Origin of the sequence: Pedobacter sp. ASV1-7 (assembly GCF_040203335.1) — a bacterium.
GTDB lineage: Bacteria > Bacteroidota > Bacteroidia > Sphingobacteriales > Sphingobacteriaceae > Pedobacter.
Window position 1 is genome coordinate 1 of the sequence record NZ_JBEHBV010000003.1, and the last position, 24,525, is coordinate 24,525.

Sequence of the window (24,525 nt, forward strand, 5' to 3'; positions counted from 1 at the left end):
ATAAAAATTAACACTTGTTTTTCTTTAGATTTGAACTATGAAAATTAGAAGAACGCTCTTTGTACTGATTTTAATTATTATCTGCGGAGCCAAAGCATCAGCTCAAAACACTTTAGACTTACTTTTCAATCTATCCAGTTGTACCGAAATGCCTTGCGACATGACTAAAGTAGAAGAGTGGATTAAGAAATCTATCAGCCCTTTATACATTGCGAATTTGCAGTATAGTACATCAACTTATGGAGATAACAACTTTCTGAGTTTTTCTCTTCGTGGAAGAAATCCTGTTCTGGTGCCGCTTGATGGCACTAATGGAATGCAGCTAAACTTTGCAACACTTCCGCCACCAAGCGCACGTTCTCAAAAAATCAGTGTACTGTTCACGCAGCAAATAAGATCTTATCTCGGCAAAGTGCGCTACGATGAACTTCCACAGACAAACGAAGACTTTTTCTATATAGCTTATAAAATGCTCAAACTATCACCGGGTCAAATGATAGCCAATACACTAAATTATGAAATCGAGTCAGACGGATCAATTGAAAAACTGAAGATCTTTAATGAAATGGTGAACAAAAAGATGAAAACCAATATTATAGTTCCTGAAAAGGCATATACAGATATCAACCAATATCTTAAATACTACATTCAGACATTCGGTTTAAAACGCATTAACCCCATATACAAAACGTTTATTGAACAAAAGGATTCTGTAAAAACCATGGAAAAAATTGAACGTTTCTATGCAGTCACCAGATTTTTTCAGGGTGGTATGAAAGCCAAAATAGATGATCACTTTAACCCTCGCTTTAACCTGAGTCTGGACTCGACTGCAACCATTGATTTTCCTGTAGCTATACTCAAAACTTTAAATAAATCTGATTCAATTGCCCGTTTTAAATTCCAATATCTCGAAGCAAAAATGGATTATAGGAAAAAGAACTTTGTCTTGGTTTTTAAAGGTAAATGGTCATCACCAGTTACAATACAAGCGATAAAACAATACAGCTATAATCATAAAACTAATGTACCAATCCTGATTAAGCCTGTAAAGCTACCATCCTCAGGTTTTGATTTTGATAAAATTATTATTACGCTTACCCAAAATGATGTAACAGTAGACGGCAGTACAGTAGATGAGTATAAATATCAGCTAACGAAAGAAAAATGGCCCAAAGCCTCATCAGCCACCAAAAATCCTTTAAAAGAATAATACCAATTAGAAAATACAACAGGCTTTTAAATAACTAAAAAATGGGTTTTAAGTGCCTTAAACCAATACAGACTCATACCATACTCATATGAGACTCATACAAGACTCATACAAATCATAACCCACACCTAGACTAACAGCTAATTATCAGGTAATTACAAGCCCCCTCTAATAATTCCATCAATCGAATATAGCAAACTTATAATATTGCTATATATGGTTCGACAAAGGAAGAATAATGTATTACCTGTGGATACAGGGTTTAAAGTTGCTTAACTTAGCTCTTAATCTTTATAAAATGGATATCAAATTGTTTGAAAGCAAGCGAATTCGTTCACAATGGAGCGAAACAGACCAGAAATGGTATTTTTCTGTACAAGATGTGGTTGCAGTACTTACCGATAGCACAGATGTAAAACAATATATCAAGAAGATGCTGAGTAGGGATGAACAGCTTAAAAGTAACTGGGGTACAATTTGTACCCTGGTTGAAATGCTAGCCGCTGATGGTAAAAAAAGAAAAATTCAAGCCTCTGACACTAAAGGCTTATTACGAATTATCCAATCAGTTCCCTCGACTAAAGCTGAACCATTTAAGTTATGGCTTGCTCAGGTTGGCTCTGATAGACTAGATGAGATAGAAAACCCGGAACTTGCCCAAGCGAGAATGCGCGATATTTACCGAGCTAAAGGATACAGCGAAGGCTGGATTGATAAGCGGATAAGAGGGATCGCAGTGAGGGATGAGCTGACAGGAGAATGGAAAAATCACGGGGTTAAAGAAGGAATTGAATATAGCATATTAACAGCTGAGATTAGTAAGGCTACATTTGGCCTGACACCTTTGCAACATAAAAATCTTAAAGGACTTGAAAAACAAAACCTTCGTGATCATATGAGTGATCTGGAATTAATATTTTCTATGCTGGGAGAAGCATCTACCACGGAGATTATTAAAGCTCAAAATCCTATTGGGCTTATGGAAAATAAAAAGGTTGCGAAGCGTGGTGGCGACATTGCAGGTATTGCAAGAAAGGAATTGGAACAGACGACGGGTAAGAAAGTTGTTAATACAGGAAATTACCTGGGCTTAAAAGAAAAGAAGAAATCGAAGTAAGCACTAAAACGACAATAGTTAATCTCTATCAAATAGGCAATTGCAATGGCTTCATCAGCTAGATTAATGTTTTAGCTAAACCAGCAACCCTTCAAAAATCCCGATCACCTTAAAACTGTCTAACTCATCTTCGGCTAGTTTAATATCTTCAAACTTCGGATCATATGACAATGGTTTTAACAAAATCGAAGTATGGTTCCATCCCTCGTCATTAACGTTTTTAGAACTATGATATTCCTTTATGGTGTATCCAGAGCCAAATTCCATATCCTTAAATGTAGTACTCTCCGTAAGAACAATCTTCCCATTTCGAGAACCACCTGTATACTTTCGGAACAGACAAATTGAACCATTCGGAATGACCTTATTCATAGACTCCCCTATTACCCTACAGGCAAATAAATCGGGATCAGGGCTGTAACGATCCGGCAGTTTAACCCAATGATGATCGAGACCGTACTGTAAATCACTAAAATTACCGGCAACTGCATACAGATCATAAAAAGGCACACTATTTTCTGTCTGCGTTACCATCACTTCCAATTTTACTTGTGGTTGTTCAACTTTAGCCTGAGGTATATGTTTCGCGAGGTAATCTCTGAGTTTAGGATCACAAACGTAAACATATGTACCTCTTATTCCGCGCTGAAGTATTGTATTATAAATATTCAATATATATGATTTCAGTCTTTTAGGATCTTTGACTGTATTCTTTCCATTCTTGTCGAAATAATTCTCTTTGTAGATTACGATTTCGTCGTTCAACTCATCGTAGGAGATTTCATACCCGAAGATGATCCCTGCATAATTCAAATCATATCCTTGCGTAGTATGGATACAACCAACCTCATCAATTGCATTCTTTGAATTAGTCCAGTCTATCGCTTTACTGTTCCACCTCAAACTAGTATCACCAATCTGAATATCGATCAGGTGTCTGTTCTTCTTTTCTTTAGTTTTCCATTCCCAGGAAAAGCCAGCAATCAGCCTTGCCAAACCAATTGCTTCATTCTTCGATTTAATTTGAGCTATCATTTGATCAAGAGAATCAAACAATAGGAACTCATAATCTTTACTCTGGTAAATCTTTCTATCTGGGGCTAAAGCACAATTAAGTAGCTTATCGATGTATGAGATATAGTCATGTCCACCCCTCACCCTAAACTGGGACTTAAGCTTTTCTACGGTGGTATATGGTGATGATTTTAGTCTGTCAAAGTCTTCCTTATTTGCATCCGAAGGTTTGATAGACTGCTTTTCATCATAAAAAAGAATACTTCTATCCGAGCGCATCAGCACCCAATCTAACTCACTGCAGGTCATTTTGTTTAATCCTAGCTTCGCACATGCTTTGTCAAAATCTCTGAAGTAAGACCCTAAGTTTATGCGTTGACGCAGGCGATGTGACTCATCTACCAATACTATATCATATTGATCGTTCACCATTTCTGATGGACCGATCACCATATTCGCATTCAAGCCCTTCACATTATTAAAAACCTTCTTTACCGTTGTCCTAAAGGAGGACATTGGAATTACAAGCGCCATCTTCGGATCAGGATACTTCTCTTTCAACCTTTTCACCAGGTCAATAAATAGCTCCTCCTCATTCCCAAACTCACTGAAGTTGAAGTCCTGGATATCTGTCTTCAGCAATTTAAAAAGGAAAATTGCTAAAATAGTCTTCCCGGTACCGCCCCCCCCTTCAACCAAAATCCTTTTGGAGTAGTCGTTCAGCAAGCTGTTCATCATCATCATTAGCCCAACTTTCTGTTCTGGTGCTAAGCTTTTATAAGGGGAATATTTAAACAGGTTAGAGTTATCAATATATTGCAATGAATGCTTAGCCAATCCCTTAGCGCGGAGATCGTTCCAAAGCAGCTGAAATAATGACCAATATTTAGCTTTTTCATAGAACTGATGATTAGCTAATCCAACATTTACATTGAGCAATTTATAAATACCGTCTCCGGAGATATATTTAATGAGGTTTGATTCAATATCCAGTGTTGCAGACTTATTGAACTTATTGCTGGCAACCAAATACATGGAGTTTAACCTTTGCTTAGCATCATCTTTTAAACCCTATGTAATATCATCATGAATTTTGTAAATTCTTCAGTTGCTTATTACCAAAAAGTGATTTCAACTGAATAATAGCTGTTTGATTCAATTGTATAATTCGCTCCTTCTGTACTAAACCTTGATGTATCATAACTGAATTGATACTTTCCATATTACTTAAAACCACAAGCTGCTCTAATGTAGCATAGTCACGTATATTACCTTCTAAGTTAGGATTATCAACTTTCCATTGCCGAGCGGTTTTGCCGAATAATGCAACATTTAACATATCTGCTTCATTGGCATAAATTACAGCAGACTGTTCTTTAGTCAATTCTAATGGGATGATTTTCTCTTTAATTGCGTCTGTATGAATTCTATAATTTACTTTCGCAAGGGTACGTTGAAAATTCCAATCGATATTTAGACGTACCATTTCATCATTTTTAAGCCTCTTAAATTCTGTAATCAGATACAGTTTAAACTCTGGTGAAATCCATGAAGCAAATTCAAAGGCGATGTCAGTATGGGCAAAAGTTCCACCATATCTTCCCGATTTTGAAACAATTCCTTTTGCATTAGTAGATTCTATCCATTTTTGAGGAGATAGAACAAAATAATTATTTCCTGACTCATTTTTAAACCCCTCGAATTCGAGGGGTTTAAAATCTTTATTATTTAATGTTTCCCACAAGCCAAGAAATGAAATTGTATTCGAGTTCCTAATCCAGTTGCTTATAATAGCGGCTGGATCATATTGACTCCTGTATTTTGCGATATCAGTAAGAGATATAAATTCCTTCTCTCCACTTTGTAAGAAAGATATCTCCCTATTTTGTACAATGAATTTATTGGATTTGATCATTTCGACAGTTTTATTAAAAGCAATAACATTACTCAATGTAAACTTACACAATAGACAAAAGATAACCAAAAAGAAATCAACAACAATCAATGAGAAACATTTTACACTTAAAATGATTATTTGATTGATTTTCCAATTTATTGGAAAGCATCCCTCCTCTATACATCGTCATCTATCTATTTAAATAAATAGTGAAATATTGGTCTATCGAACCCATTTAAATGAGTTTATTTCCATTATTTCAAATTAACCATTGTTATTATGGAATAAAATTTTAAACTTTGAGATAACCAGATAAATTAAACGCTACTCAATCATGAAATACCTTTTCAAGTCAATACTACTGTACAACCTTTTATCATCAATCTTCTTCCTGCACTTTTTGCGGTTGTGATTAATGCATAAATCTGCTATAACAACCAGACCACCACATATGCTCACATAACGAGCTATATAGCAGCAACAATATAGATTTAGAAAACCACCACCAAACCATTTAAACCAAACCGTATGGACTTTAAAGATCAAATTGCTCAACTAGCAGCGCGTGTTGAAAAAATGATACCGCAGATTCAAACCGAGGAAGCTACCAAAAATGCACTCGTGATGCCTTTTATACAAATAATGGGTTACGTGGATAATGCGACCACATTAATTCGTTATCATAATTTTTACTCAAAGAAAAAACTCCAACTTCGTTCGCTTTTTTCAGCAAATCACGCATTGGCTAGAACTCCCTATAAACTTTAAACTGTTCAATTCTCTATCGATTTATAATGATCTGTTGCTTATCTATAGACTTTCCCTCTAAAATATGCAAATAATAAGTTCCAGCGGGCAAATCTGCCACATCCAAACTGATTTGATCCTGACCTTGTATATTTTTCGCTGCTTTTTGAATCCGGCCTTTTTGATCTAACAATTTCACATTGAATAACCTAGTAGCTGCTGCGCTCGCAGCAGCTTTAAACCTATTAGCAGAAAGATCTCTGAACCCTACTTTAATTTCGGTAGTAGCGGGATTAGGATAGGCGACAATACGACTATTATTACAATTAACTGCCATTATTCCTATTTCCCACGGCTCACTAGCAGCATTACATGGCCCACCTGTTACCCATACATTAATACCATAAAAACCTGGCTCAAAGCTTCTCGGTAGAATTATATAACCACTAGTACTAGTTAAGAGCTTACTGCCTGTATAAAAACCATATCCACTATCAGGGGAAAACTTATAATGTAATGTGAGGGGGAAAATTGGAGTTTCATTAACCTGATATGTGATTATATTGTTAAATTCAGCATATGGCCGATCATCTACACATAATTGATTTTCAAAGCCACATCCGTCCTCACAGTAAACCTCAGCCGTCACAGAGTACGGTATGCCACTGGTAATCGTCGTTTGTAATTCATAGTTTCCACATGAGGTAGAAATGATTGCCTTGATTATAAAAACACCACCTTCATATCCAACTGTCGATAACGTAATTTCATTAGTATTGGAGGCAATTATTTCTGTGAATGCTTCATTTATTTCCCATGTAACAGTTGCACCAATTGGCAAATTAGAAACTGAATAAGTGCCTTCACCACAAATTGTTGTTGGGCCACTTATGACAGCAGGTTCTATAATTACACTAAATGGAAAATTCATAGTAGGGCAACCTGGAGGCGTAAGCTCTACATGGCCACTAAAAGGGCCATTTGAATTTGAAATAAATGTAATACTTTTTGTACCCTGACCGCTAACAATACTTAAGTCATTCGACACCCATTTTATAGCCACACCGTTAGGCGAATTCTTCATTGTGATCCTTTTTTCACCATTTGAACAATCCTGAATAATGGCAGTAAAAGTAGGGATATTGTTGCACGATGTTTGACAGCTATAAGGAATATTGTCACCATAAATTTTAGTAAAGATAAAATTACTAATCCGGTAGTCTATATCCAGATGAGATTGACTATAAGATGAAGAATATATAATATCTTTAAAGGGTGTGATGTGACTAGATAAGACATTATTATGGTTAGCTTCAATATTGTAATATGGATTTCTCGGCAAATACACATTATTTGTACCGTAATTCTGATTATTCAAATCAAGTGCAGATGCAGTAGCTACAAACGCAGTTTCATGTCTCCCAAAGAAATCAATAGAACTACCTCCTATTTCCTCAAATCCCTTAGATAACCCCACCCCATATTCAGTATGCATACTTAAAGTACTGCCTGGTACTGCTTCCCAACTATGCTCTGCTGATCCCATTTTTTTTGAAGAAAAGCTTTTAAGTCCATTCAATCCTAAGAAAGGAGCCAAGCCTGTATTACTCAGATAGGAGATCGTTGACAGTGTAGAACTCAACGAAAATAACTGCTGTTTATGTTTTAACACTTTACCTAGTAACCATACTTTGGCAAAACCATTCATCTCCATCAATTGATCACCACCAGAGTAATTAGCTCCAACCCCATCCCCTCGTCCATTAGCAATCCCATAATTATTACAAAGTGCTGGGTAGCCTTTTGCAGCATAAACCGCGGCAAATGTATTCCGTTCATTAGAAATATCACTATCATTGAATTGCAATAATTGTTTGCCTGCCACAGAATTCAACTTACTCAATAAAGTCGCAACATTCGGATTTACTCTAATATCCCTTACTGCATAACTGGCACTTTTAAGGAGGTGTTGCAAACCTATAGGAGCATATGCACCCTGATGAGGAGCATCATAAGAAAAATAATTCGCCACATTATGACTAATATTATTGTCCTCCATATCCTTTAAACAATATTTCGCTATTAAACCACCATACTCAATCCAATCACGTTTAATTTGTTCGATCCGATCTTGGTGTTGTTGATATAGTCTATTGCGAGACGTAAATTATTTGCGTTCTCTATTATTGATGCATCGTTGTTTATAAACTTAACGACAACAAAATCGTAGCCCCGATTTAACAATCTTCCAACTAAGTTATATGTATTCATAGATCTTAGTATTTGATCGCTTGATGTGATACTTTCTATCTCAAATCCCTCTACTAATAAAATAGGTTTATCAAGAATATTATCACATCCCAATGTTACAGAAAGCATCGGCATTGAAGCGCTGAGACCGGACGTAATGTTTCGATAGCTTTCAAGCTCAGGTAACACTATATTTTCAGTTTCGAAATATACATCATCTCTGAAAAAATTGAAGTTAAAAGAACTTTCCAACCCATCTTCTTTAACTTTAATCGTTTTAATTCCAGATGTAGTATAGGTGATATTTTTATTACTATTCCGAGTGACAGTCACATAGCCATTACCATCACCAAAATCGATATCTAATACCCCTGCGACCGTATCAGTAAAATTGAATGAGGTTGGTACGATTTTGAATTTGACGTCCCCATTAGAATGGTAAGCAAATCCCTCGAAAGTATGAAAGGCCGTAAATAAACGGTGCTTTTCATATGGAGAGCTAGATCTATTAGGTACATCATAAAGAACGGTACTATCACCATTGGTACTTAAAAGCCCTGATAGTAATGCATTCTGAGTAATGCTGTGATAGCTGCGATTTATTAAAACAAGCGGTATATACCCCTGATCAGCTTCTAATTTAGTTTGAGTATAGAATACAGAAGGATGCAACAAGCCATTTCCCGCAGCAGTATCAAGCGCAGAATAATAAAGTGTATTATAAAGTTGCATTCCCTCATTGAAACTCCTCACAGTAGAGTCATTTCCAAATTTACCGTCATGAGCTAAAGGCTCAAAATAATTTAAGGATCTCTGAATAAGAAAATTAGTCGTAACTTCTGACATATTCAAATTACCATATACGTGCTCTATATATTCTTGTTGTGTAAACCATAAAGAATCTGCATGCGATGTATTTTGATTAGTCGAATTGCTAACTCTTAAAGTTTGTGAATGAGCAACAAATCCCAATAAGAGAAAAAAGAGAACGCTATAGATATATTTCATAATGCCACTTGTTTGACGAGAATTAATTGATTTGAGTTGTAATTTATCTGGGATTAAAATATCTAATAGTTTATATAAACTACATCAAACCTTCCCGCTGATACATGGATTATTTTTGAGCTACTTCTCTCTTTTAATTGAAAATCAAAAGTTCCAGAAACAATATGCCGATTGTTATCAATAAGAGTTATACTTATTTTACCTGAATCATCTAAAAAATAATGTTCAGAACCTGAAGAGACCTCAACCTCACTTATCTCATAAACTCCAGGTTGAAATATATCTTTTATTTTAATTGTCATCATGTCTGAACCTTTTACATTCGTTCGGTCCCTTCTTTTACATTCTATAATAAGCATTCCGCGGTCACTATAATCAACCATTAACGAGTTAGATAATGTTAATTCTGGAATCCAGATATCCGAACCAAAAAAACAACCAAAGGTATTTTTTCCTTCCATAGTTACAGCAGGTAGCTTTGGTTCGATTTTTTTCTTTTTACAGGCTGAAAGTGTAGAAATAATGAGCAGAAACAGAAAAGAGGCAATAAAGATATTTTTTTGCTTAGTAATTGTAAATTTCATAAGAGCGAAAGCTAAATCAGTTTATTAATGTAAGTTAGTGTTATTTTTTTAACAAAAGAAGTTGACATATATTAATTCAGCATTAAATTAATATAAAAATATCGCAAGAATGGAATTATGAACATTAAATCTTAAAGAATACCTCTTTAAATTAACTAATAAAGGGCTTTTTAAATGTTTAAAGCAAATTGCAGAAAGGGAAGTAAATTTATTCTTTTATTAAAGTAGATTAAAAATGATATTATTACAAAAAATAATAGGTTTAACAAATATCAATCACTTATTATTCAAGTAAAGATAGGGAAATACCCATGAGTTAAATCAACATGCTCTTATGATAAATAGAATATTTTTTATAATCAGACACTTTCTTTTTCATGTAGTTTTTAGCTTCTTTATAACATTTAAATGTTTAGCACAGAGCAGTGACCCTGAACGAGCTTATAAGGTAGCATTGCCATTTTTATTAATTACCCCTGATGCCCGTTCAGCAGGGATGGGAGAGACTGGGGTTTCAACTTCTAGCGATGTATATTCGATCTATTGGAATGCGGCAAAATATGCTTTTTCGGAACAATCTTCAGGCGTTGGAATCTCGATAACTCCATGGAAAAGACAGCTTGCAGAGGATATGAATGTATTTTACCTTTCTGGTTTTCATCGACTAAATGAGCTGCAAACTATAGCAACTTCCATCAAATACTTTACCTTAGGTAGAAGTATTTTTATAGATAATGAAGGTAATAATACCAACTCTTACAAACCCAGTGACTTATCCATCGACTTTGCCTATATCAGAAAACTATCTGAAGTTTTCTCACTTTCGACTACTGTAAAATATGTACGTTCCGACATTACTGCATTAGATTTTGTTCAAGGACAAGGAATTACCGGACAAGCTTTCGGTGCAGATATCGGTTTATTTTATTATAAGCCAATATCTGCTGGCCACCAAGACGGAACTCTCGCAATCGGAGCTAATATTTCAAATCTAGGAACTAACATCAAATATGGATCAGTGAATCTAGCGATGCCCACTTTAGTCAAACTAGGTGGATCATATATAGGAACCCATGATGGCTCTTTAAAGTATGCATTTAGCGTAGAACTAAATAAACTCCTAGTAAAAAACGTATCGAATATGCCCAACGTTTCGACAGGACTAGAAGTTATCCTTGCAGACAAGCTAGCATTAAGAACTGGCTACTACAACACTAAAACAATCCTTGAAGAAGGCAAGTATTTTACAACTGGAATTGGATTGAATTATTTGAATTTTAGCATTAATTTCTCTTATCTCTTCCCTACTCAAAGTCTAAATGCTTCAGCTAACACAATCAGATATTCTCTAGGGTATACAATTAATAAAAGAAATAACCCAATAAACTAACACCTCACATATAAAGGTCTATTTTAATTTAGATTAGCTGCAAAACCGGCTGAAGGTTTTAGTGTTCTTAATTTATTACAAGCAAAGTTGGTCCTACAGTATATAAGAAGTTTTCACCCACATTGTTATTTCATGCCAAGTGGTAATTCATACACAACCCGTACCGGCTCGCCGTCTTTACGACCTGGTTTCCAATTTTTCATGTTTTCAACAACCCTAATAGCTTCTGCATCCAGTAATGGATGGAAAGATTGTTTAACATACACATCCCCAATACTTCCATCTTTCTCTACCACAAAAGAAAGAATAATTTTGCCGACCAGCCTGGGTTTAAGCAAGGACTTAGGATAAATAAAACTCTTACTTATATACTTGTAGAGCTTATTTATGCCTCCCGGATATTCAGGCCTCTCTTCTCCAGGATTTGAACCAAATATTCTAACGGTAGTATCAGGACTGCCATCGTCTAGAAAATAAGCTCTCGATCTCGCCTTCCCTTGCTCGTAAATGATTTCATTTATCTTTTTATCATCTTTATACCACGTAAAAATACCATCCTTTATTTCGGGTGACATAGAAGAAAAAGTACCTGTCATTTGAATCTTTCCGGACATATAGAAATCGGTAACTTCATGCTTTTTACTTTCTTCAACTAACTTTACTATTCGGTAAAAAGAGGCATTGGCTTTTATCGTAGTTTTCCAGTCTGCATCGAAATAAACAGTGTCCATGTTCTGACTGTAACATAAAGATGCCAAACACATAAAAAGCATTAAAATAGAGATGCGTAAATTCATAGCATAAAAATAAGCGTATTGAAGGAAAATAGCGTAAAAAAACAGGATTAATTTATGCAGTTTGGTGTATACCAACTACTGCTCTGTTACTGGTCAGATACTGGTCAGCTACTGCTCTGCTACTGCTTTTGCAGTAAAAACCAGTGTTAAAGCAGTCGTAGAGCAGTTTCAGTCATACATCTGTTACATTCCAATGTCAAACATCATTAACTCCCCTACTCAATTCCCCTCACCTATTTGATTGCACAAAAGACATGAAAACAACGGTTAACTATTATTGTAGACAACTTATAAATCATTTACTTTGCATTTCATTATTCTTGAAACATGGATCACGCAGACTCTTTTAGAAACCAGGATATTAAAGTAACCGTTGATGCTATTGTCTTTGGCTATAATCAGGAAAATGGAATATCATTTCTGCCAGTACTGAACCCGCTCGTTTGCCAAAAGACTGCTATAGGACATTTTTCCTTGCTCCACCATTGTCTGTTAGCTTATTCGTTAGTTTAATTTTTAGTTCTTTGTAATTGTCCAAAAAAAATTCTGATAATATTATCTTACTGCCGTCATTTGTAGATATAATTGTTTCTTCAAAATCTCCAAGTCTTGTTGAGTCAATCTGTGTTTTATAGGCAATTAAGTCATTAAAATTATAATCTCTCTTATTGAAAATAATGTTTTGGTGAACAAAGTTCTTATCTGACACTTCAATAAATATCATTTTTTTAAGTGTTTCAAATTTAATAAGCCAAACCAGAGTTATAGAAAACAAGATTGTCATAAAATAGTCTACCCATCTTAGTTTTAAAAGATCAATGGGATAATTGTCAATTAAAACTTTAACTGATACAATTATTAAAGAAATCGCTAATAGTGGAAAGAGATAGGCTTTATATGTAAGTTTTGATTTCATTTTTCACGATCGTCTTTTAAAATGCAGTATAACGTTGAAGTATTAGCAATGAGAGTTTATCCCACCTAAACTCTAATCCAATTTTCCATAGCGAGAAATACCTTAGACTATTCTATAGGAAGTGTAACCTTCCCGGATCTCGAACCGGTCTGCTGACGAAAATCCAAATTTGTGCTATGAAGTAAGTGGCGAAGGAATAATCGCAGATGCCATCCTGGATAGATTGGTGCATGGTGCTCAACGCCTAATTTTAACTACAGTATTTTTCTTTGATGTGGTCAATTAGAGTTTTATGAAACTCAATAATGGGGGAGATAGAATTCTCTTTATTGTTGAAACCTAAATAGAACTTTGTGTTAAAATTATATTTTCCATTTTTATAAATCCCTTTCATTAAGGGTTCAAAAGATTCTTCGTTTGCCATTTTTGTTAAACTGACTGTGTTTAAATAACGAATAATATTTGATGACAGTTGGTTATTTGACGATTTAATTTTCCAAGGATTTTTTTTTAAACTAAATAATCTTGAAAAATGATCTCTCGTTTCCAATTCAAAATAGGGAACTTCAATTTGAACATCGATTTCAAATTTTATTTCTGCGACATTACTATTTCCAAATTCATAGCAAACATTTATTGAAACTTCTTTATGAGATAATTTAAGGTTGTGAATTGAAATTGGTAGTTTGGAACTTAAAGTTTCATTTACTTTAAAATTTGACAGGTCATATTGCCCTCCGTATTTTTTCGATATTTCTATGAATTTTGATTCTATCATGTATTTTAATATTACAGCTAACATCTTGTTTAACGAAACCAATATACTAAATCCTCCACTAGTCCGTCTCTATTGACCAACGTATTACGTTCAGATCTAATTAAATTATTTCAAAACTCCTCAACAATCGAGACTGTTTATTAAATGGCTTTGATGAACTACAATTTGGATTTTAACAATCTTGAAGTTTTAAAGCGGAAAAGCTTTGAGGGCACTTCCAATCCTTCACTTGGTGGTGTTACATCCGGAAAGAATGATTATTTTTATCCAAACGAATTGATTTTATGACCCAACGCTCAATCACCTATTTTTTTATCTCTATTTTATTCATACCAGGATGCAAGTCAAAGCAAATCGTATTTCCGCCAAAGGTAATTTCTGCATATGATTACACAAAGTTCTGCGACCTGCCTAATCATTTAAATCAGAGTGTTTATACCAGAGGCATTTACCGCAGTGTCGAAGAATACTGGGGTTTGATTTCAGAGAACAGAGATTGTGAAGGTCTTGAGTCATACGTAGAATGGCCACAGCGACCCAGTTTGAAACCAAAATTCAGAAAACTATTAAGACAGGTACATTTAAAATATTGGAAGTATTATCTGATCGCAGATGTGGTTGGGAAGTTTGAAATGGAAGATACTTTAGGATATGGACATTTAAACTCCTATAAAACAAAGTTCACAGTCGAGAAACTGGTCAATATACAGCGTATGAATAAGAAAAAAACAAAGAACTGATTAGCGAATTAAACCAGCACCCCTTCAAAAACCCCGATCACCTTAAAACTGTCTAACTCATCTTCAGTTAGTTTAATATCTTCAAACTTCGGATCATATGACAATGGTTTTAACAAAATTGAAGTATGGTTCCATCCCTCGTCATTAACGTTTTTAGAACTATGATATTCCTTTATACTGTATCCAGAGCCAAATTCCATATCCTTAAATGTAGTACTTTCCGCAAGGACAATCTTCCCATTTCGGGAACCACCTGTATACTTTCGGAACAGACAAATTGAACCATTCGGAATGACCTTATTCATAGACTCCCCTATTACCCTACAGGCAAATAAATCGGGATCAGGGCTGTAACGATCCGGCAGTTTAACCCAATGATGATTGAGACCGTGCTGTAAATCGCTAAAATTACCGGCAGCAGCATACAGATCATAAAAAGGTACACTATTTTCTGTCTGCGTTGCCATCACTTCCAATTTCACTTGCGGTTGTTCAACTTTAGCCTGAGGTATATGTTTCGCCAGGTAATCTCTGAGTTTAGGATCACAAACGTAAACATACGTACCTCTTATTCCGCGCTGAAGTATTGTATTATAAATATTCAGTATATACGATTTCAGCCTTTTAGGATCTTTGACTGTATTCTTTCCATTCTTGTCGAAATAGTTCTCTTTGTAGATTACGATTTCGTCGTTCAGCTCATCGTAGGAGATTTCATGTCCGAAGATGATCCCTGCATAATTCAAATCATATCCCTGCGTAGTATGGATACAACCAACCTCATCAATTGCGTTCTTTGAGTTAGTCCAGTCTATCGCTTTACTATTCCACCTCAAACTAGTATCACCAATCTGAATATCGATCAGGTGTCTGTTCTTCTTTTCTTTAGTTTTCCATTCCCAGGAAAAGCCAGCGATCAGTCTTGCCAGACCAATTGCTTCATTCTTCGATTTAATTTCAGCTATCATCTGATCTAGAGAATCAAACAATAGGAACTCATAATCTTTACTCTGGTAAATCCTTCTATCTGGTGCCAAAGTACAATTAAGTAGCTTATCGATGTATGAGATATAATCATGTCCACCCCTCACCCTAAACTGGGACTTAAGCTTTTCTACGGTGGTATATGGTGATGATTTTAGTCTGTCAAAGTCTTCCTTATTTGCATCCGAAGGTTTGATAGACTGCTTTTCATCATAAAAAAGAATACTTCTATCCGAGCGCATCAGCACCCAATCCAATTCACTGCAAGTCATTTTGTTTAATCCTAGCTTCCCACATGCTTTGTCAAAATCTCTGAAGTAAGACCCTAAGTTTACACGTTGACGCAGGCGATGTGACTCATCTACCAGAACTATATCATATTGATCGTTCACCATTTCTGACGGACCGATCACCATATTCGCATTCAAGCCCTTCACATTATTAAAAACCTTCTTTACGGTTGTCCTGAATGAGGACATTGGAATTACAAGTGCCATCTTCGGGTCAGGATACTTCTCTTTCAACCTTTTCACCAGGTCAATAAATAGCTCCTCCTCATTCCCAAATTCACTGAAGTTGAAATCCTGGATATCTGTCTTGAGCAATTTAAAAAGGAAAATTGCTAAAATAGTCTTCCCGGTACCTGCGCCACCCTCCACCACAATCCTTTTGGAGTAGTCGTTCAGCAGGCTGTTCATCATCATCATTAGCCCGACCTTCTGTTCTGGTGCTAAGCTTTTATAAGGGGAATATTTAAACAGGTTAGAGTTATCAATATATTGCAATGAGTGCTTAGCCAATCCTTTAGTACGGAGATCGTTCCAAAGCAACTGAAATAACGCCCAGTATTTAGCTTTTTCGTAAAACTGATGATTAGCTAATCCAACATTTATATTGAGCAATTTATAAATACCGTCTCCGGAGATGTATTTAATAAGGTTTGATTCGATATCCAGTGTCGCAGATTTATTGAACTTATCGCTGGCAACCAGATACATGGAGTTCAACTTTTGCTTAGCATCATCTTTTAGATGAGCAGACATCCTGGTCAATGCATCTATAGTCTCACCAACGTAAGCTTCTTTACCCTTGCCATTATTTAAAATATAAACTACGGGCCAGTAGTTTATGATGTGTTCACTCTGTACCAAATGACCGAGAAGATCCCGGTTAAATTTAAATTCAGTTACATCAAACTCGCATTCAGCATTCATAGATCTGTATACTTGGTAGCGGTACCTTTAGCTTTATCAACAGGATACTTCTCCCCGTTTCTTTTTATCTTATCCAGCACAATCTCATTGATATCCAGATCATATTTTTCTGCAAGCAATATGGCATAGGCAAACACATCCGCTAATTCTTCCCTTATCTTTTCCGGATTGGCTTCATTTGCCTTTTTCCAGAGGAATAATTCATTTAGTTCCGCAGCCTCAATTGAAAGCGCAAGTGCAAGGTCCTTAGGATTGTGGAATTGTTCCCAGTCGCGCTCATTTCTGAACGCAATTAATGCGTCTTGTAGTTTTTTCCAGTTTTCCATAAAGCTTCTTAAAATATGGATGAAAAATAGGGAAAAATTGAGAGGATGTGAAATAATAATGAAGTCCTTGAGGAATGGAGCAAGCTAGCCTCTTGCATTTTATCAAAAAGAATTCATCCAAATTCCTTCAGAGCGTTCATTATTACTAATGTATAGAATCTTATTCCTAGCTACAATTTTACCTACCAAATATTCTTGTCCAAAAACCTTTCTTCTTCTCATTTTCAGCACTTTTAATAACTTCACGATAATAAGAGATATTTTTTATCACAGGTAAACTCTCAGGTCTTTGCGTAACATTTTCGGCCATTACATCTTCTTTAGTTACATCTAAAACAGATGCATCTTTATTTCCTCTCAATTCATTCAAAAAGATCTCCAATGCATAATCATCAGGAATCAGAACCTCTCTAGCTTTCGATCCTTCAAAAGGCCCAATTACCCCTACTTGTTCCAGTTGATCTATTATGTGGCCTGCTCTATTGTACCCTAATTTTAATTTACGTTGTATTAATGATGTAGAACCCTGTTGATGCAAAACAATTAACCTGGCAGCATCCTCAAACATTGAATCTAGATCTTTTAGACTTAAGGTGGCTACTTCTGGCTTAACATCTATCCTAGGAAGTTCAAATCTGTTGAATTTCTTTTCCTGAACCATAACAAAGTCGACAAGTCGATGCATATCATCATAAGCGATATTAACTGTTCTCAATTCTTTCGTTTTCCCCCAGTCCCTAATTAAAAAGCCTCCGACATCCATAATCCTCTCCGCTCCCCCATAATCAAGTATCTTTTTAGATTCCTTTTCCGACATAGTTCTAAAAGCAATTCTAAAAATGAAGTTAGATAAAAATGAAACTTTTATTGCGGGTAAAATAATCTGGCTTGTAGCCAGTATAATGTAGATTCCGGCATTTAAATTTAAAGTAGATAAAGTCATTAAATTACGCTCAAGCTCCTCTGAAAAAAATGCGGTCAAGTCATCTATTATTAAAACGATATCTCTAAGTAGTCGATGCCCATCTTCACTCTTTAATCTTCCACTTCTAAACTCCTTGTTATAATCCTTCTTATTTCTTACGCCAGCTTTTAGAAACAATCTACTGCGCTCATTGCATTCAGAGATAAGGGAAAGGATAGTTGCACAGCAAGAACGACTTTCATTGTATTGAATATTCTCGTTATCTACCACACAAAGATCCAATTTTTTAAAGACTTCATAATTAATCTCCTTACTTCCAAAAATGAATACTTTTAATTGCTCAGGTGTTTTCCGACACAACCAATAACAAATCTGATCATACAAAAGCTGAGTTTTGCCTGATCCGGTCGTTCCTCCAATCATTACATTGTGCCATAGCAATAAATCATGAACTATATAATTATCCTTTGTTCCCAAGATCATCTGTAGCGCATCAGGATCATCCGGGACTATAGATAACATATCTGTAAAGTCTGAACTATTTATAAAATTTGTATGCGGGAATTCATAACTTAATCCACCACTAGAAATCAGCTCTTCCTCTGTTTGACCAGAGTTCTTTAATTGGTCTTTCATAGAAAGTGTTTTAGTGTAAAAACTAAGGAATTAAGCGATAATTTCATTTTTAAAGAGTTATTAAAGTATTCGATTTTACAAGATTGAAACTTTACAGTGCTTTCTTAGCTATGCTGCCAACAATACCCGCCGCCTTTCACCATGCGCTTACATCTCTGCCCTTTTTTAGTAGTTCCTTTACATTGGGAGCTTGAAGAACTAGTATTACTTGTCGATTTTACGGGTATACTTTTTTGAGTCTGACTTTTTATTGGTAACGAAGCTGATGAAGAGCAAACTCCACAACTACCACCTCCTGAATTACAATGCGCACAATAATTACAGCTCTTACAGGCATAACAAGTTTTATTCCCATAACAGGTGGCAATATGCTTACTTTCTTTCTCTTTCTTTGATATAGGAGAATATCCGGTAAAAAGCAGCAAACTACCCAATAGCATAAAAAGCATTTTTTTCATAAGAAGTAGCGTTAAAACTCAATCTATACACTAGGATACAGACACTTAAGAGGAATATCCAAATATTATCATTTTAGCCCATAAGATCAAGAAAATTTACAGAAATTTCAGAAAATTTCACCAAAGTTATTACGCCACCTACTAAAATCAGAAAACTTATACGATTCTGCATCAACTTAAAAATTAATGTCGATGAATATAATTTTGAATAATCATTTCCACATTGGAAGGAAGATCAGCTGGAATGGGTTTCATTACAGGATTTTTAACCTTCATCTCCTTAAGCCATTTTATCCAATATTCACTTATCACATCCCCTTCAAATGGATTCCCCTTTAACGGATTAATACCTATTACAACAACCTCCAGATTACTTAAGCTATCATTAGCTTTTACAAATCCGTAATCATTCTTTCTTATGACCTCCTTATAGTTCGAAGTATTCAAGTTTAGAGCTCTAATAAATTCGGGTGTTAAATAGGAACTTCTTGCCCCTTCAGTGAATTTAGAGTTGTTATGAAATATGTAACCATCTGTCAAAATAAACAGGATATTTCTATGTTTAGGTTTGATGCAATAATCATTTACCTTATCCTTAAAAAATCCCCATATATCCGATCCTATAAACTTACTGTCCTTAATTGCAAGTTTGTAAATCTCATTAGAAGCTGATATATATTGTTGGGATATTTTTAAAATGGCATCCTTAGTTGTATTATCCTTCGTAAAGGATAGTTTTAATTCCTTTGCGAGGTTATTTATCTCCGGACTTAAAGGTTCCGGTTCAAAATAGATTTGGATGTGATCATTGTCTTGCCTAATTGGCTTAGATCTCAAATGATTCTCGAACCCCTTACTAATCGATGTAATGTAACCGAGATCTCTTTTATAAAACTCCATACCTGGATTGGCGTTTTTTACTGGATCAATCCGATCAGAAAGGTCTAACAGAATACTGATGTTTAAATTGTCTTTCCGGCTGGATGATGATTTCATTGAATCGCCTTCAGAGGTTGCCTTTTGATCATCATCAAAACTACAACCTACAGAAAGAAAGACTGCCGTGAACACACATAATCCAATAATTTTGATTTTCATAGCTTAAGATATTTTAGAATAAACCACGTTTTGAACATTTTGATTAACCAGATTGAGTTTCTGAAGGTGCTCCTGAGCAATATTCTCACATTGTTCTAATATTTCCGTTTGCCTTTGTTGGGACAAGGCAATTTCAGAAGACACCGCCTGAAACCAGCCTTCCTTGTATTGTGCATGGTATAAAAGATATTGTCTAATGTTAAATACAAACCCATCTATGGTAGCCTGAAGTTCAGTAATCTTACCACTGATTTCAACCACTTTTTTTCTTAGCTGCTCGATTTCCGCTACAATTTCATTTCTTGAAACCTCTAACGATTTTACTTCTTCAAGCTTTGTTTTAATATATCCTCGGATTTTATCTAAGTTTTCATGTTCTTTCATTGTGATATCGAAAACTAAACCCCAAATAATGTAAACTACAAAACCTGCAAAAATGATCATCCAAAATTCTGCTTCTCCTAACGCGATCTGTAGATTGTATGGTGCAGAATCTGGTGTCTTATTGAACTCATAAATTTTCTTTTCAATCTGGTAGGCTAATAGTCCATCAAATAAAAAGGTCGTGATAAAAAGAGCAATCATTCTAATGACATTTTTAACCCCCTTGCCTTTTTGCATCATATGAATTATATACCCTAATCCAAGAAATACTGAAGGAATTGTAAAGATCAGTACACCTTCCAACCATCCTGCTTTCATGGCATTACTAAATGCCTGTGCATCGAAGATAGCTGCAGTAAGACTATCATTTGAGAAGTCTTTGAAGAAGGCCGAGTATGTTGCAGAAATATAGAAAACAAACAAGTAAAGGGTAATTGGAATTAACAATAATAGCCCAATATAAAACTGTGCTTTTGGACGCTTTGAACTCTCCACACCATATTTTTCAGGATGATGCTTCACATCTTCAATTTCGTTCCTTGCTTGATTGATTTGTTCAACCAGCCCTTGCTTCTTCTCCTCAAAAATTGAAATTGCAGTCTCTGTATTTTTAAGTTCGCTCTGTTTTCTGGTTTTCTCATCAATGTAAGGTTGCTTTAATCTTGTCTGTTGAGTTTCCTGATCGCGACACTGTTGCTCAAAACTTTCGTAAACGTTTTCCAGACAAGCTCTAAAATTAATGGGACCTCCCATAGCTTTTAAAGCAGCTCCATATCCACTTTGATAATAGGTAATCCTTATTTCTAGATCTTCCTTTTCTTCGCTTGGAGAGATGCTTGATTCAGGAATCTCACTTTTTTTGGTAAGGAATAATTTTCTAATTTCCATAGCGTTTAATTTATTGATTGCAATACTTCTAGAAGAGACTTTTCCTGCTTAGCACAGTCAATAAGATAATCACATATTGCAGGGATGTTCTCATCGAAGAACTCAAATATTTTACAGTATTTCTTTAGTAGATTGTATTCATCTTCTGTAACTTCATGATCAACCCATATCATTATCGCCAAGTCATATAGATATTCTATCCGCTTTTCTATAGAAGTAGGCACTTCCATTCTTTGAATTGGATTAGTCAATATGCCATTTAAATGTTCGGTATCTACACCTCTTTGTTCAGCGAATCTATAGAGCTGCTTCATTTCGAGTTTATCAAAATTTTCATCTGAACAGGCCATTTGATAGAGTCTTAAGAAATGACTCTGCAATTCTGTATTAATTGTGCTCTCCATACTTTTTATTATTTTATTGGTTCTTTATAATAAATCGTTCTGAAATCACTTAACTAGTATGACAAGATGGTGAGCAGTGATAACAACCATCGGCTTTTGAGTAGTATCCCCTTGCTACTATGACCGCGCTTTTGCATGAAGAGAATTCTCCTAAAGATATTCGATTAGCCACTTCTGGCAGACGATAGCAATTTTCATCATGAACTTCATGATCACCATTTGGTTGTGCATTTTTGTTTACGTAATACTTTTTCATAATTTAAAATTTAGTTCTTAATTATGATTCGAAAGTAGGCAGGTAAACAAAGTATTCCTTACGGGAAACCGTAAAACCAGAAATTAAAGTACTAGATAATTTTAAAGTCTTTACAATAGGCAATAAGCTGTTCGTTAGTTGAAAAGCCCAAAACATCTCTGATCAGATTGAGGCGTTTTTCTATACTGCTCAAACCAGAAGGTTTGATGTCTTGATCCTGCAAGTACTCAGGAATTTCTTTTTGCTTTACACCATTGGCTAGCAACGCAATGATGGTGGTATCATAATTGGTAAAATCATAAGTATTTCTCTCTTTAATTGGCACCTTCATTTGTGCAGGAAAATACCTATTCCCTTTGGCAATTGCTTCTATGGCTAATCTAAGTTCCTTCGCATCATGCCGCGCTTTGCGTACGTATCCATTAATCCCCAGGTCTTTGATCAACGCATCTATCACCGCAGGATTACCCTCTGCTGAAAACACCAAAACTTTAAGACCTGGCTGTTCATCTTTAGCAGCTCTAATCAGCGCTGCACCATCTACAATTTTCTGAATATAATGATCTTCCTCGAATGAAAGATCTGTGATTAACAAATCATAAGGCTGACCTATTTTATTTGCCTTTTGGATTCTGGCAAAAGCATCATCGCAGTAAAACACATATTCGGGATCTTCAATGTTTAGATCTTCAATTGTTTTACGCACAGAAATACTAGTGCTCTCCTGATCCTCTGCAATTAGTACGCGTTCAAACATCATATATCTTTAGGTAGTTGTAAAGGAAATGTGAATTATCAATCCCTTGTCGTTTTTTGTATCAAAAGTAATTGTACCACCAATACTGCCAATACGGTTTCCCGTATTTGTCAAGCCATTTTTAAAATTTGGCTGTCCATTTATTCCAACCCCATCATCCATATAATGAATATTCACCTGATTACCTATGTGCTCAAACTTCACTACCACATTACTCGCACCGCTATGCTTTTTCATATTCACCATCAATTCCTGAAGAATGTGTGCTATTTCATGCTTTGCTTTTGCACTTACTTGATCCCACAGTGCCTTCTCATTTCCCACCAGAGATATTCGCGTATCCATTGCACCAAATGATCCTATCAAGCTATTCATTTCTTCCTGAAAATCATGCTCGGCAACTGGACTATCTTCGTAAGTGATACCACGTGACTTCTCATAAAGCACCTCTATACCGTCCAAAATTCTTTCTCTATCAATTTCCTCTCTATTCTCAATTTCCGACATCATCCTGTACAAGCCATTTGCAACCACATCGTGTACTTTTTTATGGATCTTTAACTTGTTATCACGAATAGCCGACTCCGCCTCCAACGCTAACTTTTGCCTTCTTTTCCTGTACCAAAGGATCGATATAACAGCACCTGCTACAAAGAGTAAAAAAGTTCCAGCCAACAAAAACTTCTGCATAGTAATCTGATACTTCTTTTCCACATTTTCCTTTTGCAAATTGAGGTTCTCTGCTTTATTTTTCTCCGTTTCATAACGGATCATAGCAAATTGGTTCTTAGCAGCATTCCGGTCTGTTTCTAAACTATCTTGCAATTTTTTATAAGTCTCAAAATATTGTTTTGATTGCTGATGTGGACTTAGCTTAATCAATCGTTCCAGTGCATATAACTGGTCATCCGCACTTTTTATCCGCTGGGCCAAAAGATACATGCTCCTTGCATAGAACATTGCAGAGTCAGGTCTTTTGATCATGTAATAATCAGTAAGGTGTGCTAAACTTGCATTCTGCCCAAACAGATCATTCTTTTTCTTACGAATATGTAAGGCATTCAAGAAGTTGGGTACCGGATTATATTCTGGGTTTTGTAACCATCTCGTTTTCGATGCATTAGATAAGATCCTCGAGAAAGTAATTGAATCCTCTTTTATACTCTTACTTGTAATCAGCTTATTAAAATATTGAAGCGCTTGATTATACTTCTGTTGCTCTGTTAAATTAACAGCCAGATTATTTAGATAGATATTTCTGGAAGTCTCCTTGTTAGAAAACTCAATAGATTGAAGATAAAATTGAGCAGCCTGTGGATAGTTCTTTAATCGACTAGCCATCTTCCCCAGGTTATTATAATTGCTAGACAAGATTTCTCTTTCGTTTTCAACGGCTGGATTGAGATAATTGATGGCTGAGAGCGAAATTTCCTGACTTCCAAAAAAATCACCTCTACCGCCACTTATAATAGCCATATTGATCAAACTCTTGGCTACCGTAACACTATCTTCATCTTTCAGAGCTTTCTCTTTGGCTTTATTAAAATAAATGAAGCTACTATCCGAAAGATTGTGATCAGAAAAATACCAGGCCCGATCGTAGTAGGGATTTTCAATAGTTACTTTTTGTTTAACCTCATCTTGATGACAGGAAAACATAAATAGTAATAGAAGAAGCGTTGTATATCTTTTCAAGATTTTTATTATTCTCCTAAAGTAAAAAAATACGGGCAAAAAATGCCCG

23 protein-coding genes are annotated in these 24,525 nt (G+C 35.4%); 6 read left to right on the forward strand and 17 right to left on the reverse strand.

Translation table 11 applies throughout. The annotated features are described in order from the left end of the window. The first annotated feature begins 37 nt into the window (after window positions 1-37). Both ABDJ41_RS07955 and ABDJ41_RS07960 read left to right on the forward strand, forming a co-directional pair. Window positions 38-1,213, forward strand: a complete 1,176-nt coding sequence (locus ABDJ41_RS07955) for a hypothetical protein (RefSeq protein ID WP_349785380.1) — start codon at window positions 38-40, stop codon at window positions 1,211-1,213. 298 nt (window positions 1,214-1,511) lie between these two features. Further along, entirely contained in the window at window positions 1,512-2,330 is an 819-nt protein-coding gene (locus ABDJ41_RS07960; protein WP_349785381.1) for a BRO family protein, read from the forward strand. 75 nt (window positions 2,331-2,405) lie between these two features. On the opposite strand, the gene ABDJ41_RS07965 is transcribed toward ABDJ41_RS07960, so the two are convergent. Both ABDJ41_RS07965 and ABDJ41_RS07970 read right to left on the reverse strand, forming a co-directional pair. Further along, complete coding sequence (locus ABDJ41_RS07965) at window positions 2,406-4,379, reverse strand: DNA/RNA helicase domain-containing protein (RefSeq protein ID WP_349785382.1); 1,974 nt, start codon at window positions 4,377-4,379, stop codon at window positions 2,406-2,408. Window positions 4,380-4,428: 49 nt separating this feature from the next. Continuing rightward, the gene (locus tag ABDJ41_RS07970; RefSeq protein WP_349785383.1) at window positions 4,429-5,259 is read right to left on the reverse strand and encodes a KilA-N domain-containing protein; all 831 of its coding nucleotides are present in this window, start codon (window positions 5,257-5,259) and stop codon (window positions 4,429-4,431) included. Between the two features lie 510 nt (window positions 5,260-5,769). Between ABDJ41_RS07970 and ABDJ41_RS07975 the strand changes: the two genes are divergently transcribed. Beyond that, a complete protein-coding gene (locus ABDJ41_RS07975) occupies window positions 5,770-6,009 on the forward strand; it encodes a hypothetical protein (protein WP_349785384.1) in 240 nt (79 codons plus the stop codon). A gap of 13 nt (window positions 6,010-6,022) precedes the next feature. On the opposite strand, the gene ABDJ41_RS07980 is transcribed toward ABDJ41_RS07975, so the two are convergent. The 3 genes from ABDJ41_RS07980 to ABDJ41_RS07990 form a co-directional block, all read right to left on the reverse strand. Further along, window positions 6,023-8,047 (reverse strand): T9SS type A sorting domain-containing protein, encoded by a 2,025-nt coding sequence (locus ABDJ41_RS07980; RefSeq protein ID WP_349785385.1) that lies wholly within the window; start codon window positions 8,045-8,047, stop codon window positions 6,023-6,025. Between the two features lie 23 nt (window positions 8,048-8,070). Further along, window positions 8,071-9,246 (reverse strand): hypothetical protein, encoded by a 1,176-nt coding sequence (locus ABDJ41_RS07985; RefSeq protein WP_349785386.1) that lies wholly within the window; start codon window positions 9,244-9,246, stop codon window positions 8,071-8,073. A gap of 62 nt (window positions 9,247-9,308) precedes the next feature. After that, window positions 9,309-9,830, reverse strand: a complete 522-nt coding sequence (locus ABDJ41_RS07990) for a Riean_0653 family protein (RefSeq protein WP_349785387.1) — start codon at window positions 9,828-9,830, stop codon at window positions 9,309-9,311. Between the two features lie 334 nt (window positions 9,831-10,164). Between ABDJ41_RS07990 and ABDJ41_RS07995 the strand changes: the two genes are divergently transcribed. Then, window positions 10,165-11,220 (forward strand): PorV/PorQ family protein, encoded by a 1,056-nt coding sequence (locus ABDJ41_RS07995; RefSeq protein ID WP_349785388.1) that lies wholly within the window; start codon window positions 10,165-10,167, stop codon window positions 11,218-11,220. 125 nt (window positions 11,221-11,345) lie between these two features. On the opposite strand, the gene ABDJ41_RS08000 is transcribed toward ABDJ41_RS07995, so the two are convergent. The 3 genes from ABDJ41_RS08000 to ABDJ41_RS08010 all read right to left on the reverse strand — a co-directional run bounded on the left by ABDJ41_RS08000 (window position 11,346) and on the right by ABDJ41_RS08010 (window position 13,711). Beyond that, window positions 11,346-12,017, reverse strand: coding sequence for an energy transducer TonB (locus ABDJ41_RS08000; protein WP_349785389.1), 672 nt, complete (start codon window positions 12,015-12,017; stop codon window positions 11,346-11,348). Window positions 12,018-12,474: 457 nt separating this feature from the next. Beyond that, window positions 12,475-12,933, reverse strand: a complete 459-nt coding sequence (locus ABDJ41_RS08005; RefSeq protein WP_349785391.1) for a hypothetical protein — start codon at window positions 12,931-12,933, stop codon at window positions 12,475-12,477. A 250-nt stretch (window positions 12,934-13,183) separates the two neighbouring features. Beyond that, on the reverse strand, window positions 13,184-13,711 hold the full coding sequence (locus ABDJ41_RS08010; protein ID WP_349785392.1) for a hypothetical protein: 528 nt from the start codon (window positions 13,709-13,711) through the stop codon (window positions 13,184-13,186). Window positions 13,712-13,864: 153 nt separating this feature from the next. On the opposite strand from ABDJ41_RS08010, the gene ABDJ41_RS08015 reads away from it, so the two are divergent. Together ABDJ41_RS08015 and ABDJ41_RS08020 are read left to right on the forward strand one after the other, a co-directional pair. Then, window positions 13,865-13,999 carry a hypothetical protein gene (locus ABDJ41_RS08015; RefSeq protein WP_349785393.1) on the forward strand — a complete coding sequence of 45 codons (135 nt, stop codon included), beginning with the start codon at window positions 13,865-13,867 and terminating at the stop codon, window positions 13,997-13,999. Then, entirely contained in the window at window positions 13,996-14,451 is a 456-nt protein-coding gene (locus ABDJ41_RS08020; protein WP_349785394.1) for a hypothetical protein, read from the forward strand. Before ABDJ41_RS08015 ends, ABDJ41_RS08020 begins: the two co-directional genes overlap by 4 nt. Window positions 14,452-14,459: 8 nt before the next feature. Here the strand turns inward: ABDJ41_RS08020 and ABDJ41_RS08025 are convergent, their stop codons facing one another. The 9 genes from ABDJ41_RS08025 to ABDJ41_RS08060 form a co-directional block, all read right to left on the reverse strand. Beyond that, window positions 14,460-16,649 (reverse strand): DNA/RNA helicase domain-containing protein, encoded by a 2,190-nt coding sequence (locus ABDJ41_RS08025; protein WP_349785395.1) that lies wholly within the window; start codon window positions 16,647-16,649, stop codon window positions 14,460-14,462. Beyond that, window positions 16,646-16,975 carry a nucleotide pyrophosphohydrolase gene (locus ABDJ41_RS08030; protein WP_349785396.1) on the reverse strand — a complete coding sequence of 110 codons (330 nt, stop codon included), beginning with the start codon at window positions 16,973-16,975 and terminating at the stop codon, window positions 16,646-16,648. Before ABDJ41_RS08030 ends, ABDJ41_RS08025 begins: the two co-directional genes overlap by 4 nt. 178 nt (window positions 16,976-17,153) lie before the next feature. Further along, entirely contained in the window at window positions 17,154-18,536 is a 1,383-nt protein-coding gene (locus ABDJ41_RS08035; protein ID WP_349785397.1) for a DNA translocase FtsK, read from the reverse strand. A 104-nt stretch (window positions 18,537-18,640) separates the two neighbouring features. After that, complete coding sequence (locus ABDJ41_RS22965; RefSeq protein ID WP_502930330.1) at window positions 18,641-18,787, reverse strand: DUF5763 domain-containing protein; 147 nt, start codon at window positions 18,785-18,787, stop codon at window positions 18,641-18,643. A gap of 390 nt (window positions 18,788-19,177) precedes the next feature. Then, window positions 19,178-20,092, reverse strand: coding sequence for a hypothetical protein (locus ABDJ41_RS08040; RefSeq protein ID WP_349785398.1), 915 nt, complete (start codon window positions 20,090-20,092; stop codon window positions 19,178-19,180). Window positions 20,093-20,095: 3 nt separating this feature from the next. Continuing rightward, window positions 20,096-21,364 carry a hypothetical protein gene (locus ABDJ41_RS08045; protein WP_349785400.1) on the reverse strand — a complete coding sequence of 423 codons (1,269 nt, stop codon included), beginning with the start codon at window positions 21,362-21,364 and terminating at the stop codon, window positions 20,096-20,098. 5 nt (window positions 21,365-21,369) lie between these two features. Next, window positions 21,370-21,768: a hypothetical protein gene (locus tag ABDJ41_RS08050; protein ID WP_349785401.1), complete on the reverse strand. Its 399-nt coding sequence runs from the start codon at window positions 21,766-21,768 to the stop codon at window positions 21,370-21,372. Window positions 21,769-22,115: 347 nt separating this feature from the next. After that, the gene (locus ABDJ41_RS08055; RefSeq protein WP_349785402.1) at window positions 22,116-22,784 is read right to left on the reverse strand and encodes a response regulator; all 669 of its coding nucleotides are present in this window, start codon (window positions 22,782-22,784) and stop codon (window positions 22,116-22,118) included. Window positions 22,785-22,790: 6 nt separating this feature from the next. Then, entirely contained in the window at window positions 22,791-24,476 is a 1,686-nt protein-coding gene (locus ABDJ41_RS08060) for a tetratricopeptide repeat protein (RefSeq protein WP_349785403.1), read from the reverse strand. Between the last annotated feature and the right edge of the window lie 49 nt (window positions 24,477-24,525).